Origin of the sequence: Thermacetogenium phaeum DSM 12270 (assembly GCF_000305935.1) — a bacterium.
GTDB classification, from domain to species: domain Bacteria; phylum Bacillota; class DSM-12270; order Thermacetogeniales; family Thermacetogeniaceae; genus Thermacetogenium; species Thermacetogenium phaeum.
In genome coordinates, this window is the sequence record NC_018870.1 from 705890 (window position 1) to 725817 (window position 19928).

At 49.7% G+C, this 19928-nt stretch carries 19 protein-coding genes and 1 pseudogene; 18 read left to right on the forward strand and 2 right to left on the reverse strand.

Annotated features, from left to right (window positions below; translation table 11 throughout):
- Window position 1 precedes the first annotated feature (1 nt).
- The 12 genes and pseudogenes from TPH_RS03415 (at window position 2) to TPH_RS03475 (ending at window position 11823) form a co-directional block, all read left to right on the forward strand.
- Window positions 2–1192 (forward strand): phosphoglycerate kinase, encoded by a 1191-nt coding sequence (locus TPH_RS03415; RefSeq protein WP_028991098.1) that lies wholly within the window; start codon window positions 2–4, stop codon window positions 1190–1192.
- A 32-nt stretch (window positions 1193–1224) separates the two neighbouring features.
- Complete coding sequence (gene tpiA, locus TPH_RS03420; RefSeq protein ID WP_330216582.1) at window positions 1225–2010, forward strand: triose-phosphate isomerase; 786 nt, start codon at window positions 1225–1227, stop codon at window positions 2008–2010.
- On the forward strand, window positions 2007–3548 hold the full coding sequence (gene gpmI / locus TPH_RS03425; protein WP_015049828.1) for a 2,3-bisphosphoglycerate-independent phosphoglycerate mutase: 1542 nt from the start codon (window positions 2007–2009) through the stop codon (window positions 3546–3548). The genes tpiA and gpmI overlap by 4 nt, the downstream gene beginning before the upstream one ends.
- Window positions 3549–3906: 358 nt before the next feature.
- Window positions 3907–5172 carry a phosphopyruvate hydratase gene (gene eno / locus TPH_RS03435; RefSeq protein WP_015049829.1) on the forward strand — a complete coding sequence of 422 codons (1266 nt, stop codon included), beginning with the start codon at window positions 3907–3909 and terminating at the stop codon, window positions 5170–5172.
- A gap of 182 nt (window positions 5173–5354) precedes the next feature.
- Window positions 5355–5582 carry a preprotein translocase subunit SecG gene (gene secG, locus TPH_RS03440; protein ID WP_015049830.1) on the forward strand — a complete coding sequence of 76 codons (228 nt, stop codon included), beginning with the start codon at window positions 5355–5357 and terminating at the stop codon, window positions 5580–5582.
- Window positions 5583–6738: 1156 nt separating this feature from the next.
- Window positions 6739–8184 (forward strand): annotated as a pseudogene (mttB, locus tag TPH_RS15900) ([trimethylamine--corrinoid protein] Co-methyltransferase).
- Between the two features lie 115 nt (window positions 8185–8299).
- Entirely contained in the window at window positions 8300–8938 is a 639-nt protein-coding gene (locus TPH_RS03455) for a cobalamin B12-binding domain-containing protein (RefSeq protein WP_015049833.1), read from the forward strand.
- Window positions 8939–8989: 51 nt separating this feature from the next.
- A complete protein-coding gene (locus TPH_RS03460) occupies window positions 8990–10018 on the forward strand; it encodes a choline/ethanolamine kinase family protein (RefSeq protein WP_015049834.1) in 1029 nt (342 codons plus the stop codon).
- A 26-nt stretch (window positions 10019–10044) separates the two neighbouring features.
- Window positions 10045–10611 carry an EamA family transporter gene (locus TPH_RS15625; protein WP_201764487.1) on the forward strand — a complete coding sequence of 189 codons (567 nt, stop codon included), beginning with the start codon at window positions 10045–10047 and terminating at the stop codon, window positions 10609–10611.
- Between the two features lie 9 nt (window positions 10612–10620).
- The gene (locus tag TPH_RS15630) at window positions 10621–11067 is read left to right on the forward strand and encodes an EamA family transporter (RefSeq protein ID WP_269077492.1); all 447 of its coding nucleotides are present in this window, start codon (window positions 10621–10623) and stop codon (window positions 11065–11067) included.
- Between the two features lie 19 nt (window positions 11068–11086).
- Window positions 11087–11371 carry a helix-turn-helix domain-containing protein gene (locus tag TPH_RS03470; RefSeq protein ID WP_015049835.1) on the forward strand — a complete coding sequence of 95 codons (285 nt, stop codon included), beginning with the start codon at window positions 11087–11089 and terminating at the stop codon, window positions 11369–11371.
- 182 nt (window positions 11372–11553) lie between these two features.
- Window positions 11554–11823, forward strand: a complete 270-nt coding sequence (locus tag TPH_RS03475; protein WP_015049836.1) for a BMC domain-containing protein — start codon at window positions 11554–11556, stop codon at window positions 11821–11823.
- A gap of 239 nt (window positions 11824–12062) precedes the next feature.
- On the opposite strand, the gene TPH_RS03480 is transcribed toward TPH_RS03475, so the two are convergent.
- Both TPH_RS03480 and TPH_RS03485 read right to left on the reverse strand, forming a co-directional pair.
- Window positions 12063–12962 (reverse strand): IS3 family transposase, encoded by a 900-nt coding sequence (locus TPH_RS03480; protein ID WP_015049837.1) that lies wholly within the window; start codon window positions 12960–12962, stop codon window positions 12063–12065.
- Between the two features lie 23 nt (window positions 12963–12985).
- On the reverse strand, window positions 12986–13309 hold the full coding sequence (locus TPH_RS03485) for a transposase (protein ID WP_015049838.1): 324 nt from the start codon (window positions 13307–13309) through the stop codon (window positions 12986–12988).
- Between the two features lie 193 nt (window positions 13310–13502).
- On the opposite strand from TPH_RS03485, the gene TPH_RS03490 reads away from it, so the two are divergent.
- The 6 genes from TPH_RS03490 to eutC all read left to right on the forward strand — a co-directional run bounded on the left by TPH_RS03490 (window position 13503) and on the right by eutC (window position 19926).
- The gene (locus TPH_RS03490) at window positions 13503–14009 is read left to right on the forward strand and encodes a EutP/PduV family microcompartment system protein (protein WP_015049839.1); all 507 of its coding nucleotides are present in this window, start codon (window positions 13503–13505) and stop codon (window positions 14007–14009) included.
- Window positions 13993–15462, forward strand: coding sequence for a sensor histidine kinase (locus tag TPH_RS03495; protein WP_015049840.1), 1470 nt, complete (start codon window positions 13993–13995; stop codon window positions 15460–15462). The genes TPH_RS03490 and TPH_RS03495 overlap by 17 nt, the downstream gene beginning before the upstream one ends.
- Window positions 15463–15513: 51 nt before the next feature.
- Window positions 15514–16110: an ANTAR domain-containing response regulator gene (locus TPH_RS03500; protein ID WP_015049841.1), complete on the forward strand. Its 597-nt coding sequence runs from the start codon at window positions 15514–15516 to the stop codon at window positions 16108–16110.
- Between the two features lie 116 nt (window positions 16111–16226).
- Complete coding sequence (locus tag TPH_RS03505) at window positions 16227–17666, forward strand: ethanolamine ammonia-lyase reactivating factor EutA (protein ID WP_015049842.1); 1440 nt, start codon at window positions 16227–16229, stop codon at window positions 17664–17666.
- A gap of 18 nt (window positions 17667–17684) precedes the next feature.
- Window positions 17685–19076 (forward strand): ethanolamine ammonia-lyase subunit EutB, encoded by a 1392-nt coding sequence (locus tag TPH_RS03510; protein WP_015049843.1) that lies wholly within the window; start codon window positions 17685–17687, stop codon window positions 19074–19076.
- Entirely contained in the window at window positions 19069–19926 is an 858-nt protein-coding gene (eutC, locus tag TPH_RS03515) for an ethanolamine ammonia-lyase subunit EutC (protein WP_015049844.1), read from the forward strand. Before TPH_RS03510 ends, eutC begins: the two co-directional genes overlap by 8 nt.
- Window positions 19927–19928: the final 2 nt, after the last annotated feature.

Consider the following 19928-nt stretch of genomic DNA (forward strand, 5'->3'; position numbering starts at 1 on the left):
GATGGCAGAGTTGAAGCTGAGAACGATCAGGGAGATCGATGTCGGCGAGAAAAGGGTACTGGTGCGCGTTGACTTCAATGTTCCCCTGGATGATCAGGGGAATGTGACCGATGATACCAGAATTAAGGCTGCTCTTCCCACGGTCAGGTATCTCCTCGACCGCAGGGCACGGGTGATTCTGATGAGCCACCTGGGACGCCCCAAGGGTAAGGTGGTTGAGGGCTTGAGAATGACCGGTGTCGCCAAGAGGCTGGGTGAGCTTTTGGGTCAAGAAGTCAAAAGGGTGGACGACTGTGTAGGGCCGGAAGTGGAGAAGGCGGTGCAGGGCCTGCGGCCGGGGGGGGTTCTGCTGCTGGAAAATCTGCGCTTCCACCCGGAGGAGGAGAAGAACGATCCGGAGTTTGCCCGCAAACTGGCCTCCCTGGCCGATATTTACGTCAATGATGCCTTCGGCACCGCTCACCGGGCGCACGCCTCGACGGCAGGTGTGGCCTCCTTTCTCCCCGCCTTCGCCGGCTTCTTGATGGAAAAGGAGGTCAAGGCACTGGGGAGCATTTTGACCGATCCGGCCCACCCCTTCGTGGCTGTGCTGGGAGGGGCGAAGGTTACGGACAAGATCGGTGTTCTCAACAACCTGGTCGAGAAGGTGGACACCATCCTCTTCGGTGGGGGAATGGCCAATACCTTCCTGCTGGCCCAGGGCCGGGACGTGGGTGACTCTCTGGTGGACAGGGAACACCTGGACTTTGCCCGGGAGTTTATGCAGAAGGCCCGACAGCGGGGGGTTCGCGTCGAGCTGCCAGAGGACTTGGCCATCGCTCCTGCGGACGGGAACGGCTCCCTCCGGGTCGTTGACTCTGATGCAGTGCCTTCCGGCTGGCGTGCGCTGGATATCGGCCCGCGCACCGCGGAGCGGTACGCAGGGGTGATTCAGAGGGCGAAGACAGCCTTCTGGAACGGCCCCATGGGGGTGTTCGAGAAGGATGAGTTCGCCCGCGGGAGTAAAGCGGTGGCCCGCGCCCTGGCCGAGTCGGATGTTGTCTCTGTCGTGGGGGGCGGGGACTCCCTTGCCGTTCTGGAGAAGTTCGGCCTTGCCGACAAAGTCACGCACGCCTCGACAGGTGGGGGGGCTTCGCTGGAGTTTCTCGAAGGGCGGGAGCTGCCGGGTGTGGCGGTGCTCGCCGAAAAGTAAGCGAAGGGTTTCTGAAGAGAGGAGAAATTATTGTGAAAAATAGAAGGATTCCTTTGGTGGCGGGCAACTGGAAGATGCACAAAACGCCCGCCGAGGCGGGGAACTTCGCCAGGCTGCTGCGGCAAAGGGTTGCCCCCGGGCGCGGGGTGGAAGTGATCATTTGTCCGCCCTTTCCTGCCCTGGCAGCTGTGGCCACGAAGCTTGCCGGCAGCGAGATCGGCTGGGGTGCCCAAAACATGCACTGGGAGCCCGAGGGGGCTTATACGGGGGAGGTCTCCGGACCGATGCTGCAGGCGATGGGCTGCCGCTATGTGATCCTGGGGCACTCGGAGCGCCGCAGTTATTTCCGGGAGACGGACGAGGAGATCAGGAAAAAGGTGGGGGCTGCCCTGGCCTGCGGCTTGCGTCCGATCTTTTGCCTGGGTGAAAACCTCGCTACCCGCAGGTCCGGAAAGGCCGTTGACTTCTGCCGCCGGCAGTTTAAGGATGTGCTTGAGGGAATGGAGATCAGTGTCCCCGATGCCCTCGTCGTTGCCTACGAGCCGGTCTGGGCGATCGGGACCGGAAAGACGGCAACACCGGCGGATGCCACTGAGGTCATCGGAGCCCTGAGGGAGGAGGCCGCCCGTCTCTTCGGGCGTGAATTCTCGGCGAGGCTGCGCTTCCTGTACGGCGGCAGCGTCAAGCCTGACTCCATGCCTGCCTTCCTGGAAGAGGAGGAAATTGACGGGGTGCTGGTCGGTGGGGCCAGCCTGGATATCGAACAGTTCACGGCTATTATCGACATTACAGCCGATCTAAGGGGGAACAATGATTGAAAGGCCCGCTTGCTCTGATCATTCTTGACGGCTGGGGTCTGTCCCCCCACGAGCGGGGGAATGCCATTCGCCTGGCCGGCACTCCTAATTTCCAGCGCTTGCAGGAAAACTATCCTTATACCGTGCTGGCAGCCTCCGGTGAACGGGTGGGGTTGCCCGAGGGCCAGATGGGCAACTCGGAGGTCGGGCACCTCAACATCGGTGCCGGGAGAGTGGTTTATCAAGATATTACCAGGATCAGCAAGGCGATCCGGACGGGAGAGTTCTTCTCCAATCCGGTACTCATTGAGGCCATGCAGAAGGTGAAGGAAGAAGGCTCTTCACTCCACCTGTGCGGACTGCTTTCCGACGGGGGTGTCCACAGCCACTTAGCTCACCTCTATGCCCTTCTGGAGATGGCAAAGCGCTTCCGCCTGCCCCGGGTTTACATCCACGCCTTCCTGGACGGGCGGGATGTCTTGCCCACCAGCGGTGCCGGTTATATCGAAGAGGCGGAGAGGAAGTGCCGGGAGATCGGTTGCGGCGAAATCGCCACCGTCAGCGGCAGGTACTACGCCATGGACCGGGATAAGAGGTGGGAGCGGGTGGAGAAGGCCTTCAACGCCGTTGTTTACGGTGAAGGGGAGCCCGTGACCTCGCCCGCCGCTGCCGTCCGCGACTCCTATGAAAAGGAAGTTACCGATGAGTTCGTCGTTCCCAAAGTGGTTGTCGACGGTAGCGGGCGTCCCAAAGGAACGGTGCAGCGGGGGGATACCGTTATTTTTTATAACTTCCGGGCCGACAGGGCGCGGGAGCTCACCCGCGCCTTCACCGATCGTCGCTTCGAGGGGTTTGTCCGGAAGGGAGGGTATCCGGATGTACACTTCGTTTGTATGACCCAATACGATGTAACCATCCCGGCCCCTGTTGCCTTCCCCCCTCAAACCCTGCAGAACACCCTGGGGGAAATCCTGTCCGGGAACGGACTCAGGCAGCTCAGGATCGCCGAAACGGAAAAGTATGCCCATGTCACCTTTTTCTTTAACGGGGGTGTAGAGGCGCCCAACCCGGGAGAGGAGCGCGTTCTGATCCCCTCGCCGAAGGTCGCCACCTATGACCTGAAGCCGGAGATGAGCGCGCCCGAGGTCACGGAGAGGGTCCTGAAGGAGATTAATGGGGGCGCTTACGACGTGATCATCCTGAATTACGCCAACCCGGATATGGTGGGGCACACGGGCGTTCTGGAGGCGGCCGTCCGGGCGATCGCAGTGGTGGATGAGTGTCTGGGAAGGGTGGTACAGGGGATTCTCGATAAAGGAGGAATTGCCCTCGTGACCGCCGACCACGGGAATGCCGAGCAAATGCTCGAAGAGGAGTCTGAGGAGCCGCATACCGCCCACACCACAAATCCCGTGCCCTTCATCCTGGTGGGAGATGAGTACCGGCAGAGGCGGCTTCGAGAAGGCGGGGCCCTGGAGGATATCGCTCCGACCATGCTGGAGATCCTGGGGATTCCCCGGCCGCCGGCGATGACCGGGCGTTCGCTGCTGGCAGGGTAGATCCTCAAGCGACCCTCACGCCGCCTTGGGCTGCACCAACAGAGCATGGAAATACCCGACGGTCTGCCGGCGAGCGACCTATGGAAGGCCGGGTAACAGGACAGGCGAAGCGAGGATGACAGGTCGGGATGCGAGTAGAGACACCCCTTGACCTGCGATGGAATGGATTTGCAGCGAGGCCAAACGCTGCGTTTGACAGAAGCAGTTCGCAACTTGTTACGCAGCATCCCAGAGCTGTCCCGAAGCGAGCCGTCGTCCTGTCCGGCCTGGAATCGGGAGTCGAGCGGCAGACGGCGGGTGAACTTGATGTATTTTCATGGCAGTTTGTTTGCCGAAAAGAAACGGAGGTTCGGAAATAATGCCGCAAATCAGCAATGTCGTTGCAAGGGAGATCCTGGATTCCCGGGGGAATCCAACGGTTGAGGTTGATGTTTACCTGGAGGATGGGAGCTTCGGCAGTGCGGCCGTTCCCTCCGGGGCCTCGACCGGGGTGCATGAGGCCCTGGAACTGCGGGATGGCGACGGGGCCCGCTATCTGGGAAAGGGCGTTTTGAAGGCGGTTGCAAATGTGAACGACGTCATTGCCACCGAGGTGGCGGGGATGGAGGCCACCGACCAGGTTCTGATCGACCAGACCATGATTGAGCTTGATGGCACTCCTAACAAGGAGAGGCTCGGAGCCAACGCCATTCTCGGCGTTTCTCTGGCGGTTGCGAAAGCCGCCGCCGACAGCGTCGGGCTGCCTCTCTACCGTTACCTCGGCGGTGTCGGAGCCAGGCTGCTGCCGGTTCCCATGATGAATATTCTCAACGGCGGGAAGCACGCCGACAACAATGTGGATATCCAGGAGTTCATGATCGTCCCGCGGGGCGCCGGCAGCATCCGGGATGCCATCAGAATGGGTGCGGAGGTATTCCACAATTTAAAAAAGGTGCTGAAGGGGAAGGGCTACAATACGGCCGTTGGGGATGAGGGAGGATTCGCCCCGAATTTGAAATCCAATGAAGAGGCCCTGGAGGTGATCGTGGACGCCATCCAGCGGGCCGGCTACAAACCCGGTGAAGAAATATTCCTGGCTTTGGATGTGGCCGCCAGCGAACTCTATAAAGACGGCAGATACCACTTCCGCAGCACCGGTGATTCCCTGACCGCTTCAGAGACGATTGACTTTTACGAGAAGCTGGTCGGCAGCTACCCGATCGTCTCCATAGAGGACGGGCTCGCCGAGGACGACTGGGAGGGATGGAAAGAGTTGACAGAGCGGCTGGGGGGGAAGATCCAGCTGGTGGGGGACGATATCTTCGTCACCAACAAGAAGCGCCTGGAGCGCGGCATCAAAGAGGGGGTTGCCAACTCCATCCTGATCAAGGTGAACCAGATCGGTACCCTGACCGAAACCCTGGAGGCAGTAGAGATGGCGGCGAGGGCCGGTTATACGGCGGTGATCTCCCACCGTTCCGGGGAAACCGAGGACACCACCATTGCCGATCTGGCGGTGGCTACCTGCACCGGGCAGATCAAGACGGGTGCGCCCTCCCGAACCGACCGCGTGGCCAAGTACAACCAGTTGATCAGGATCGAAGAGGACCTGGGTGAGGCGGCCCTTTACGCCGGGCTGTTGTAAGCGGCAATACTTGAAGACGAACGGTTTAACCCTGCCGTAACTTTACAGAAGCGCCCACATCGCTCACAACGGCTGCTTTACAAGCGCTTCCGGTAATGCTAAAATGAATGTGATTTTCGGAGGGAGCGGCGCAATTTAACGGTGCCGTCACCTGGCGTCACCGGGAAAGGGAGGAACCAGGCTTGCTGAAGACCATTTTGATGATACTGGAAGTGCTGGTGAGCATCGGCCTGATAACGACGATCTTGATGCAGTCCGGAAGGGCCTCCGGCCTTTCGGGGGCTATCGCCGGAGGCGCCCAGGCCCTGCTGGGCAAGAAGAAGGGGCTTGATGAGTTTCTCGGAAAGGTTTCCATGGTTCTTGCCGCAGCCTTTCTCATCATCACCATGCTGATAACCGTAATTGAGTAAAAGACCCTGCAGGATAAACCCCGGACGTTACCTGTTCGGGGTTTTTTATTTACGCTCTGCACGGATCTTTGTTGTTGGGAAAGGTCTTGAACGGTGAAGCTGACAGGTGATGTTGGCTAAGGGAAGGCCTTCCGGCAGTGCAGAAAGTGAACGCGGCGGCAGGACCTGCAGATGCGACGAGCCTTTGAATCCAGGCTGTGAATTGTCTTAGAGAATAGTAATCCTGCCTGAAATTGGTCTTTAATCTATTATAATTCTATGAGTAATAATATCTTTAATTAGGGTATTGATTTATTACAAGAAGTAACTATAATATATAGTAGCGGAGATAGTTGATATTTCATATTTTTTTAACTTGTAATATTACTACAGGAAATATTATATCCACTCAAGCCAGATAATAGCTACAGCGTGTATTCTCGTTGTACGACTCACACTCACCCAAGACTTCTTTTAGCGCATGTAGTATATCTGTAGTTTTATAAAAAACCTGCCTGGCTTATTTCCTTTATCTTTTAATCACAGCAACAGTTGCTTAAAGATAGAGAGTATTCAATCAGATATACCTGGAGAGCATTAGAGATGTTTGGATTGCTTAGAACGCGACGCATATCCGCTTTATTTTGCTGACGCTTTTCCACCGCCAGGAGTCACATGCCAAAATTTCTTGCTGCTGCTGTCGTTATTCCAAGTTTCACTCTAAATGTAAAAGCTTTTTGCTGGAGAAAAGATGAAAAAAGATACGGATAGGCTGACATTGAGAAGATAAAAGGAAATAATGCCGGAAAGTAATGCCCGTCACTGAAAGAGGTATTTGTAATCGAGAGATCGTTAGAAGGGGCGCGACTTTTAAAAAGTGGTGCCTTTGATGGGGAAAGCAGTGAAGAAGAGGAGGGAAGTGGTTTGTGATCAGGTTAAGGAGGGAGGGAGATAGGTGTCAATAATAGTCGAAGGCAGACAGGACGGTGGATAAGGCACGACATAAAAACTGAAAGACTTGAATCAGATCAATTCCATAACGGGTGGAGGGGTTGTCGGTCTTCGAGTGGACTAATCTAAAACTATAGCCTGATGAGAGGGGGTATATTTTTTGGCGAGGTTGGTGAGACGTGGGATCCATGCGGGTTCACATCGCATGGAAGGTATAGGTTTAAGGATGTTCACTGAAGACGAGCTATGGGATATTCACTACGCAACACTTGACCTTCTTTGGAATGTGGGTGTCAAGATCGAGAGCGAACAAGCTCGTCAGATTTATGCCGACAACGGCTGTCTTGTTGATGAAGAGACTCAAATTGTAAAGATTCCCCCGCATTTAGTCGAAGAAGCATTAGTTACGGCGCCGAAGACCTTTCGGGCCTGCGGTAGAGATCCGGAAAATGACTGGATATGTGACGGTAACAGAACAGGATTCGTTAATTTCGGAGAAGCTGTTCAGTTAATAGATCCTGAAACGAGGGAGCTAAGAAAGCCGACCCAGAAAGACCTTGATGATGTAGTTAGAATTTGTGAGTATCTCGATCAGATTGTGGTTTTTGAGAGGCCGCTGGCACCGTCCGAAGTTGACCAAGATGTCGGGCAGGTATATGTTGCCGAATCCTTTTACCGCAATTGCACGAAACATGCTTACATTGGAATGAACCGACCGGAAAACATGAGGGCCGCAGCAAAAATGGGTTATGTGGTGGCTGGCGGTGAGGATAAGTTCCGGCAGCGTCCATTATTTTCTCAGAGCACTGACCCGGTAAGCCCACTGGTTTTTCCGAAGGGTGCGGTTGATACCTTACTCGAGGCAATAAAGTGTGGAGTTCCCGCCAAGATCAATCCCTTAGGAATGCCGGGTGGTACCACCTGTGTTAATTTGGCGGGAACGCTGGTGACCGAGAATGCCGAAAAACTAAGCATGTTTGTTCTCGGTCAGTTGGTTAAGAAAGGATATCCGATGGTTTACGGTTCATCGACGTCGGCTATGGATATGAAGACAGGATTAGCAGCTATGGGAGCACCGGAGCTTGCTTTATATGCAGCTGCTACGGCTAAAATGGCACAGTTTTACAACCTACCGAGTTGGGTTGGCGGCGGATAGACTGATAGCAAGGTTCCGGATGCTCAGGCAGCATTCGAGTTTGCTCTCACTGCCACTTTACCAGCGTTAGCAGGTGCTAACATGATTTATGGCATGGGGCTGCTCGAGGGAGGGCTGACCTGGGATTATGCCATGGTAGTGATGGAGAACGAGATGGCGAGAATGATCATGCACTGTGTGCGGGGGATTCCTGTAAATGACGAGAAGATTGCCTTTGAAGTGCTCTCCGAGGTAGGGCCCGGAGGAGAGTATATCAGTCATCCGCACACATTTAAGCATTTTAAAGAGCTATCTCACGCAGAATTGCTTGACCGGCGCAGCCGGGAGGCGTGGTCAGCCGATGGAGGTAAGGATTTAGTAGAGAGATCTTATGAAAAAGCTTTAGAAATTCTAAACTCGTTCAAACCAAAACCGCTTCCTGAAGATGTGCAGAGGGAACTGAAGCGTATATTGGCCGAGGCAGAAGAGGAAACGCGGGAGATTAAAGAACGCGAGAGAAGAAGCAAGGCGAAGTAGTGAAATTAGGATTAGGGGAGAAGTGGAAGAGCATATTCTTCCCTTCTTCTCCCCTCCCCCCCTCTATTCTTTCTCTTTCTTCTTTTAACAACAATAAAGGGAGGCTGAGGCTTAAATGGCGATATTTCAGGATGTGGCGAATGCAGTGATAGGAGGTGATATAGAACGGGTTAAAGGGCTAATCAAAGATTTGCTTGATAGCGGGAAAGATCCGTTAGAGATCATTGACCAGGGGCTAATTGCGGGAATGGATGAAGTAGGAGTTCGCTTCAAGGCGGGGGAGATGTTTGTTCCCGAGGTATTAATGTGTGCAAAAACAATGGCTGAAGGGATGTCGCTAATCAGACCTCACCTTGAAGGGAAGGATGTAAAAACCCATGGGACGCTTTTAATCGGAACGGTGAAGAGCGATTTACACGACATCGGTAAGAACTTGGTGGCGATGATGGTAGAAAGTGCTGGTTTTGCGGTAATTAACCTGGGGACGGACGTATCTCCTGAGGCATTCGTGAAGGCTATTCAGGAACATAAGCCGGATATTTTAGGGATGTCGGCATTGTTGACGACCACTCTGCCCTTCATGAAGGAAACGATTGAGGCGATTAAAGAAGCGGGTTTACGGGAGACGGTAAAGATAATCGTGGGAGGGGCTCCGGTAACGGAGGAGTATGCCAGGCAGATTGGAGCAGACGGATATGCGCCGGATGCCGGGTCGGCGGCAGAGCTTTGCAAAAAGCTCGTAGGGGCTAACTAAGCGATTATCTAAATAAGATATCACAAACCGTAAGTGGAGGTAGCTACTCGAATGGAGAAAAGAGAAGAAATAATTTTTGTCGAATCATCAATAAATTTGTCTCATCTTGGGCAGGTAATCCAGCTTATTGGGGAGATCCCCTACTTTGCTGAAAGAAAGGTTCGTGTCAAGAGAATCGGGGTATTGCCATATGGGCTTACCAATTTCAATTTCCGTGTAACTATCAACGGGGAAGAGTATGCGCTTAGATTGGCTGCCCCGGGGAGCTGGGAGTACATAGATCGGGTTGCTGAAAAGCATACTGCTTCATTGATGGCTGATATTGGAGTGAGCCCGAAGGTTTTCTATTATGATGACAAAACCGGCAATCAGGTTTGTGAATATATCGACGGCAAGACTCTTCATATTCCTGATTTCCAAGATCTCGAGATCGTTAAAATGGCGGCACGACTGTTCCGTAAGTATCATACCTGCGGAAAAGAATTAATCGCGGAATTCAATCCCTTTAAAGTAAAGAAAGAGTACCTCGAAATCATTGAGGCAAAGAATGTGCCGATATATGAGGAGCACGATCGTATATGGAATAAAGTTGATGAAATTGAAGAAATCTTTAAAATTAATCCCCCCAAGTGCACTCCATGCCATAATGACCCCCTTGCTGAGAACTGGATGTTAGATGAGAGAGGTTTGTGGTTGATTGACTGGGAATATGCAGGAATGAATGACCCGATGTTTGACTTGGGGGACTTTATTTCAGAGGTGGAGCTAACTCCTGAGGCTGAAAAGGCTTTTCTTGAAGAATACTTCGAAGGTAACCTTACGTGGGAAGATTATGGGAGGGTAGTCATCGAAAAGCTCATGTGTAATGCTCTTTGGGAGCTATGGTCGCTCGTTCAAATAGCTAATGATAAGCCATTTGATGAGTATTGGGAATTTGGTTTATCAAAGGTTAAGAAAGCCATCAAATTAATAGAAGCCCCTAATTTTGAGAAGTGTCTCCAAGCAGTTCGAGAGCGGTGGGCAGAACCCATTTTGCTGGAAGATAATGTTTTGTCGAGCTTAAGTGTTCTTTCTGCATAAGTTGAGCTTTTAAAGGAGGGTCACTGATGGGTACGATAATGGAGAGCAGTGCGGAGCGAGCAGCTAGGGCGAAAAGAATGCTGGAAGATCGACAAATCTCACACTCTAAAACTGGGATTTTGTGGGGAATCCTATCCGGCGCCACTTGGGGATTAGATGGAGTTATTTTAGGGATTGCCTTATCTTTAGCTCCCTTTACTAACGGTGTCAGTCTTTTTGCAGCACCGCTCGCGGGTGCCGCACTACATGATGGTTTTGCGGGGCTCTGGCTGCTGATATACAACATCTTCACCGGCAAGTGGCGGGAGTATCTGCGAACATTAGCTACTAAACCGGGCTTGATGGTATGCCTAGCTGCTCTTTTCGGTGGACCTCTTGCCATGTCTGGTTATCTATTAGGGATCAGTATGGCGGGACCAACATATGCCCTTCCGATTACAGCAATGTATCCTGTTGTGGGAGCATTTTTAGCCATGATCTTTCTTAAAGAGAAGGTCACTTTAAGGGTTTGGATTGGATTGTTTTTGTGTATTGCCGGCGCAGTTATCGTTGGTTACACTCCACCGGAAGGCAGTTCCCCGAATTTTCATTAAGGGATTTTTCTGTCATTATTGGCATGCCTGGGCTGGGCGGCTGAAGGCGTTATTTCTACTTTCGGCATGGACATGGTTGATCCGGACATTGCCATTGGAATCAGAGAGGCGGCATCCTGTGTGGTGTACTTGGTTGCTGTTTTACCTTTTGTCGGTGGCTTAGTTATCTTTGGGGATGCTTTTGGAGCACCACAAGCTCTAATGTATTTAATTATCGCTGCTTTTTCAGGGGCTCTTTCTTACCTGGCATGGTATCGTGCCCTAAATATGGCCGGCGTAGGACGAGGTATGGCTCTCAATATAACCTACTGCTTGTGGGCAATAGTATTCGGCTGGCTTATTACCAAGACTCCGGTTACTTTACCGCTTGCAATCGGGGCTTGCTTGATTTTCATAGGAACGCTTGTGTCGGTTACTAACGTCAAAGAACTTTTGGATTTACGAAAGGTTTCGTAATCTCAGCAAAGAGGGGGTAATGGCGGTGAAATTGCCACTGAGATTTCGTATAATTCATTATCTATCGAAAAGTGACGGTGGTGTTACCTGCGATCAGTTAGTAGATTCATTAAAGAGTGAATATGGAGATGAAGGACAATTCAAACCATCCACGATAGAAAATCATCTTATGTCACTTCGTGCCGTAGGGATTGTAGAGGTAGATAAGGTAGACTTAGATGATAATGACAATTTGATATTGTGGTATAAGATTTCTGACTATGGAAAATCTAAATTGTCTTATTTGCCTCAGGGGTGGAAGTAATATATTTTAGAGGGAATGGCCTTTCGGCCATTCCCTACAATTCCAGCTAAATAACAAGAGGCATGGAACCACCTTGACCTTACAAACTTGCTTCTTGTCGTAAGGAATGCCATTATGCTATAGTTATGGGAAATGGCGAAAAATCGGGAATGGCTGAGCTTTCCGAGGCAGGAGTTATCAAAATGAGTGAAGGGACAAAAGAACGGATTATTCAGGAGTATGTGCCCGGAAAGCAGGTAACTTTAGCTCATGTTATTGCTGCACCGGTTCCGGAGATGTGCGAAAAACTCGGTATTAGCAGCAGGGGCGCGATTGGAATTATGACCATTACCCCGGGAGAGGGAGCTATTATTGCAGCTGACATTACGGTGAAAGCCGCAAACGTCGAACTGGTCTATGTCGACAGGTTTAGTGGGTCACTGCGGCTTGACCCCCTAAAATTGGACAATTAGTCTTTATTGCTAACTATTTCATAAAGTATCATTGAATTGTTTAGTCGGAAGGCGGCGGCCTTGACTGCCACCCCGCAGGTGGTAGGCCAGGAACTACCGACGGGGTGGCTCCGGGGAACATGTAGGCAAGGTGTGCACGCCCCGTCGGAAAACACATTTTACCATCTCCGGGGTCCCCGGCCGTCAAGGCTTCCCTGACGGCGCCGCCCAAAGACCTCCAGGGCCCACCAAAGAACATGTTAAACTTTTACTGGTTTTAACTCTACCTGGTTGTTTTTCAGCAGTTGATAGCATTCCAGCGGTGGTAAGTATTTAGTTGCTGAATGAATCCGGGTTTCGTTGTAAAAGCGGATAAAGTCGACAACCGTTGCATACGCTTCGGCATAGCTGGCAAACTCATGACGCGATAGGCATTCCTCCTCCAAGATAGCGTTAAATGACTCGATATGAGCGTTTAAATTGGGTGTTTTAAAGGGAATCCTTTCGTGCTCGATGCCAAGTTCCAGGCACGTTTCCTCGAAAAGGTTGCTGATAAACTGCGGCCCGTTATCGGATCTGAAGATTGGTTTTTGTTCAGCTGTGTATAATTGCCGTTTAAAAAGAGCGTTTTTAAAGGTGATTACAGCATCCTTCGCTTCACAGGACAAACCGATATGGTAAGCTACAATGCAACGGTCAAAAACGTCAATAATCGGCATGATGAAAAAGAATCTGTCTTCCCCGGCAATGTAGCCGTATTTAAGATCGGCTTCCCAGAGCTGGTTGGAAGCCGTAATGACCCGGTTCCTGGCCAGCCGGCGGGGGTGTTTGCGCTTTATTTTCCGCTGCGGCCTTAAGATATCCAGTTCCTTGCAAAGCCGGTACACCTTTTTCTTGTTAATGATCAGGTGAAACTTCCGGCGCAGGCAGTGGGTTAATTTTAAGTATCCATAGACAAACCCTTCGGCGGTAATTAATTCGCACAACCATTCTTTGACCTGTTCGTTGCTCACAACCTTGTTATCGCTGGTAAAGGTATAATGGGATTTAGGCCGGCCGCCGGCAAAGATCCTGGGTTTGGGTTGGCGCTTTAAATTAGCGTAATACGTGGAACGGCTGATCCCGATAATCCGCAAAACCAGGGAGACTTTATATCCCAAAGAGATCCATTTTTGCGCCACGGCTATTTTATCGGCAAGGGTAGGTTCGTTTTTTTTAACAAATCACGAAGAATGGCGATTTCCAGGTCTTTTTCGCCCAGCAGTTTCTTTAGTTGTTCATTCTCCTTTGTTATCTTCTTGTAATCAGGAGAAATACAGGAGCCGTTTGTTCCTGGTACCTCCTTTTGCGGGTAAAATGTGCCGTATCTTTTATAGCACCTTGCCCAGCGGGCGACTAGACTGGGTGCAATATCATGTCTTCTGGCCACGATCGAGGCATTGCCCGTTTCCAGGGTTTCTTTCACGATCTGCATTTTCATCTCTGGTGAATATTGTTTTCTGTTCAACTAAATCATGCCCCCTTACTTAACTGTAACAGATTGTGGTCTAGCTGTCCAATCTCGTTAGGGGGCTAAATAGACTGATTTTTATCGGAGATGTCGCCGAAGTAGAGGCTTCCCTCAGTGCTGCTAACGATTACCTGGCCCGAGTATTGGGCTTTGCCCCTGCCTTTCTCACTAAGTCCTAGGGGGAAATTAGTTGGAGAAGCACAAGAAGCAGAGAAGAATTCTCGTGGTGGGCGAGGTCGGAGCAGGAAAAACAACCCTTATCCAGACGGTTTTGAAAGGGGTTGAGTCGGTTCCCAAGACTCAGGCACCGGTATATTGGGATTGTTTTGTGGATACACCTGGCGAGTATTTTCAGAATCCTCATTATCGGCGGAATTTGCTGTCATTAGCACAGGGTTGTAGTAAGGTCCTTTTTATTCAGGACTGCACAAAACGGATGAGCGCTTTTCCACCTGACTTTGCGCATGGGTTCTTGGTACCGGTAATAGGAATTGTTACTAAGGCTGATTTGGGTTGCCGGGATGATTACCGAAGAGCGGAGAGATGGCTTCGGCAGGCAGGAGCTCGGAATATTTATGTGGTCAGTGCTGTGACGGGGTTCGGTTTAAAAAGACTCAAAGATGAATTGTTCGTCAGACAAGAGAATCGCAACAGGACGGTGACAGAGCAATTCGATTGTCATGTTAGTAAAAGCTGATCCCGACGGTTACTATCAAATTCAATTGGAAGAAGATGACTGGGAAATATTAGAGGGGATCGCTGCCAACCTCCAGCTTATTGCAGATGTTTCTCAGTGTGATGTGTTTATCGATTGTCCGACGAACGATCGAGATGTTGCAATTGTTGTGGCTGAAGCCAAACCGCGTACAGGCAAGAGCTTGTACAAGGGGAAAGTTTCCGGACAGAGGGCGATAAGATTTAACGAACCAGGGGTGTTTGAGGCATTAGAAAAGGGTGAGCCTACTGTTGGTACCAGAGCGGTTTCCCAGGAGGGAGTTTTTATCAGCCAAAACGCTGTACCGATCTTTAATGCGAAGAGAAAGGTGATCGGAGTATTAATCAGAGAACGAGATATCAGCGAAGCAATGAAAAAGGAAAAGCAAGTGCAGCTCCTGGAAGAAACCACTGAATTGTTGACTGAAAATTTGCTTCGTGTGGCGATAGAAAGCGGCACTTTACCGGGTGCGCTGCATGACGGGCTGCTGGTCGTCAATAAGGATGGGATTATAGTTTATGTTAATCCATCTGCCTTACGTCTGGCTGATGTGATCATTTCCTCTGAAAAGACTTTGCAGTCTGAGGGCAATTACATTGCCGAAACGGAACTCTGTGACATAGTTTTAGAGAAAGAACAGGATGGAAGGATGCGCGTCAGCCAAGAATACCGCTGTTGCGAATACTCGGTTGGTGATCGTATCGTCAACGTTTCATGGGTGCCTCTCTTTCGCAAGGAGTTTGTTGGAGGTATTGTTTTAATAAGAGATATTACCGATGTGCGTAAAAAAGAAAAGGAGCTTATGGTCAAAAGCGCCGTAATTAGAGAAATACATCACCGGGTTAAAAATAACCTCCAAAACATTGCCAGTATCCTGCGGTTGCAGATGCGCCGAGAGCATAACAAAACCGTTAGGGAAGCACTAGGGGTTTGCATCAACCGCATTCTTTCAATTGCTTCGGTACATGAGCTTCTTTCACAGAGTGGTCTTGAGACGATAGACTTGCATCAAATACTCCGGATGACTGTAGAGAGAATTGTTCAAGTTGAGAATGAGTTGTGCGATTGTGAGGTTGAAATCTGCCTGTACGGGGATACCATTAACATTCCGGCTTTTCACGCTTCGACTATAGCTCTGGTGATCTGTGAACTGGTACAGAACGCGATGAGGCACGGTTTCAGGGGAAGCATAAACAGCAAGGGTAAGATCGTTATCTACACTAAACAAATGGGCAGTTTCTATGAACTTCAGGTTGTCGATAATGGTGTGGGACTGCCGGCAAATTTTAAAGAAAATAAAGATTCACGGCTTGGAATCCAACTGGTGGATGTGTTAGTTAGGGAAACCTTAAAAGGAACTTTTCAGATAGGTAATAATCCTGAGGGAGGTGTGCGGTGCAGTATTACCTTCGATGTTGACAGGGCCGGTGTGTGAGTTTACATTAAAAGAACACTTAAGTGCGGGAGGGAGGCAATGAAAGGATAAGTGGAAAAAAGCGCTCGAAAATCGCGATTAAAAGTGTTGATTGCTGATGACGAACCCATAACCCGCATGGACATTAAGGAAATACTTCAAGAAAACGGTTACAATGTCGTAATCGAAGCAGGAGATGGCCTGGCGGCAGTGAAGCTTGCCGAAATCTATTGCCCGGATATCGTTTTGATGGACATCAGGATGCCTCATTTAAATGGTATTGAGGCAGCTGCAGAAATATCTCAAAAGATTGAGGGTGCTATCATTTTCCTAACGGCCTACAGCGACATCACGCTAATTGAAGAGGCGAAACAGATTCCAAAAGTCGTCGGGTATATAGTTAAACCGGTAAGTGAAGAGGAAATATTACCGGCTGTAGAGATAGGATTTTCATGCTTTTTAAGAATGCAGACTTTAGAAAAAGAAAAAGAGAAATTCAAGGGCGATCTCGAAGCACGCAAGATAATCGAAAGGGCAAAAGGTATTTTAATGCAGAAGTATGGTTGGAGTGAAGAGTTTGCTTACAAAAAATTACGGCGTTTGAGTATGGACCAGAGAAAGCCGATGAAAGAAATTGCTGAAGCGATAATATTCACTGATTTTCTTTGATAATTGTGATAAGTGATCTCAAACATATCTCGGAGAGTCAACGGCGTCTCTCCATAGCTCGTGGCTGAGCTAAGGAGAGATTTTTTATTTCTAATAGATGGGGTGGGCTTGGGCAAATGGTAACATCGGGAGAAGGTTATGCACTTCTTAGTGTAGGCATCGACATCGGAACTACAACGACCCACCTTGCTTTTAGTAGACTCTATGTCGTCAATCTGGCAGGAGGCAGCTCCGTAGCTAACTTTGAGATTATTTCCAGAGAAATTATCTATGAGTCGCGGATTTATTTTACCCCTTTAATTGATGAGAACAAAATCGATCTCAGTAGGCTAAAGGAGATTATTGCCACTGAGTATGCAACAGCGGGGATTGAACCTGGTGAAGTGAAGTCAGGGGCGGTCATTATAACGGGTGAAGCTGCTCTGAAAGAGAATGCCGATGAAGTTGCGAAAATTCTCGAGGGTTTAGCAGGAGACTTTGTGGTTGCGTTGGCAGGACCGGATCTCGAAGCGATTCTTGCAGGCCAAGGTTCGGGAGCGCAACGTATCTCCCGGCGAGAAGGGATTACTGTGGCTAATCTTGATATAGGCGGCGGTACTACCAACATTGCTGTTTTTCGTTGTGGGGATCTTTGTGACACAGCTACCGTTCAAGTCGGTGGAAGACTGTTTACTTTTAATCCTTATTCTCTTGTGGTGAATTCGGTAACTAAGGTGGGACGTCAGTACGCTGACTACCTCGGTGTTTCGATAGAGAAGGGGCGACCGCTTAATCCGGATGATGTGGAAGTTTTTTGCCAGGGCTTGGTAGATATTCTTGATGAAGTGATAGAGCGGAGAAATATCAGTGCCCTTTCGAAAATCGGTTTGTTGAGAGGTCCTTTGAGAAGGGATTATCAAATTGATGCTCTGATTTTCTCCGGAGGAGTAGGGCACTTCGTATATGAAAACGAAATCAAGGATTTTTTTGACTACGGAGATTACGGTCCTTATTTTGCACAAATGATTAAAGAAAAATCCGTTATGCTCAAAAGGTATCACATCATTCAACCTGATCATACTTTACGGGCAACCGTGATCGGGGCTGGAGTCTATAGCATGAAGTTGAGTGGGAGCACGATATTTCTTAAGAAAAAAGATTTTCTTCCTCTTCGTAACATTCCTGTTTCTCTTGTTCATCTGAAAGAACAAGAAAATTTGGAAAACATTAAGAGGAAGTTAGAAACCGCAATAGCCCCATTTCAAGAAAAGTACCCTGTTGTTGCAATTGCCATTACCGGCTGGAGGCACCCGAAACTTAACCGGATTGAGCAGTTGGCGCATGCAATAGCAACCGTTAAAGAGGACGGAATAGGATCACCGCTGGTCGTGATCACAGAGGGAAACTATGGGAAGGTGCTTGGGTACCTTCTCGAAAATCGACTTGAAGATGGGGAAGACCTGATTTGCCTCGATGAGATAAAGCTTGGTGGAGGTGATTTTATCGATATCGGCAAGCCTTTAAATATAGGGGCTGTTGTTCCGGTGATCGTTAAAACACTGGTGTTTTCCAACTGAAAAAGGGGGTTGTCTTTTGTGGCGAAACGATACTCTGCTAGGGTTAGGGGTGAAACTTTTGGATTCTCTTCTCTTAAAGAAGTTTTTGCGAAATCCAATGAAGAAAAGTCGGGAGACCTGCTTGCCGGTGTTGCTGCTTCTTCTGCTGCGGAAAGGATCGCTGCCAAGAGAGTCCTTTCCGAGACTACCTTGGAGGAAATTTATAACAATCCTTTAATTTCACCGGATGAGGATGAAGTCAGTAGGGTGATTTTGGAAAGTGTCCGAATGCCGATTTACAATCAGATTAAAAACTGGACGGTTGCCGAGCTGCGGGAGTTTCTTCTGGCAGACACTACCACAAATGAGGATATTGCGTACCTTAGACAAGGACTCACCAGTGAGATGATTGCAGCAGTATGCAAAATTATGAGCAATCTCGATCTCATTTATGCAGCCTCTAAAATAGTCGTTACTTCACACTGTAACAACACCCTTGGTATCAAAGGGACTTTAAACGCTAGGCTTCAGCCAAACCATCCTACCGATGATGTTGAGGGTATTCTTTGGTCGATGCGCGAAGGTTTAGCCTACGGAGTGGGAGATGCTGTAATTGGGATTAATCCTGTAAACGATAGTGTTGCCAGCGTTTCTCGTCTTATGGAAGCGACACATGAAATGATTACTGAATTCGGTATTCCTACCCAAAATTGCGTTTTGGCTCATATCACTACTCAAATGGAGGCTGTTCGCAATGGAGCACCGGTTAGCGTTTTCTTTCAAAGCATTGCCGGAACTGAAAAAGGAAATAAGGCTTTTGGCATAAGTGTCTCCCTTCTTGATGAGGCCTATGAAGTGATTAAAAGATATAGTACGGCGGCAGGGCCGAATCTGATGTATTTTGAAACAGGACAAGGCTCGGAGCTGTCTAGCGATGCTCATGAAGGTGTCGATCAGCTGACTTTAGAAGCCCGATGCTATGGGTTGGCAAAGCGCTATAATCCTTTGCTCGTGAATACGGTCGTCGGCTTCATAGGACCTGAGTATCTCTATGATTCGCGGCAGGTAATTAGGGCAGGTCTTGAGGATCACTTTATGGGAAAGCTTACGGGGGTTCCAATGGGGTGTGATGCTTGCTACACCAACCACATGAAGGCCGACCAGAAGGACATTGAAAACCTGGCGGTTCTCCTTACTGCAGCTAATTGCAATTATTTTATGGGGGTTCCTATGGGGGATGATGTGATGCTTAATTATCAGTGTACAAGTTATCACGATATAGCTACCCTGCGTCAGTTGCTAGGCCTCAGGCCGGCGCCGGAGTTCGAATGTTGGATGGAAAAAATGGGGTTGATAAGAGAAGGAATACTTACCGATCGAGCCGGTGACCCAAGGGTCTTTACAAAAGGAGGTTTTGCCGGTAATGGATGAGAGACAAATTGCAGCTTTGGTTGAGGAGATAATTAGTGAACTTGAAGGAAAAAGTGGAGCAAGACGTGTTAACTCCCCCCAAGAGAACGTTTCTCAGGGTAAAGAAGCAGCCAGAGGGGGGCGAGGCTTAGTCAAAGGTGTTTATGATTACGGCAACCTGAAAGAAGTAATCAAAACTTCGACTTCGGCGCGCCTGGGAGTAGGACGATGCGGCCCTCGGCCCCTGACGGATGTGCTGCTATCCTTCCTGGAGGACCATGCAGCTGCTCAGGATGCTATTTTCATTAGAGTTGATAGTGAATTCATTAAACGCTTAGGTTTGATACATTTAAAAACACGTGTAACCGATATTAATGAACATTTAACACGGCCCGACCTTGGAAGGCGGCTTGATGAAGAATCAGAGAAAATCTTACGAGCTGAAGGTGTAACTGAGCCTCAGGTTCAGTTGATTGTAGCAGACGGGTTGAGTTCGACGGCTGTAGAGAAGAATGTTCCGGAACTTCTACCTTTCCTTCAGAAGGGCTTGGAGAAGGAAGGAGTGAAGATAGGGAAACCCGTATTCGTGGAGTTCGGAAGGGTCGGCGTAATTGACCACATCGGAGAAATCGTCAGGGCAGAATCTGCGATATTGCTGATAGGTGAAAGACCGGGGTTGGCGACTGCGGAGAGTATGAGCGCCTATCTGGAATATGAGCCCCGGCTCGGGAAAACCGATGCTGACAGAATAGTCATCTCCAATATCCACGAGCGCGGATTGTCTCCGGCTGAGGCTGGGGCCGAAATTCTTGAACTCATTCAGAAGATCCTGCGTGCCAGGCAGAGTGGCGTAGGCGCAAACCTCAGTTAAGT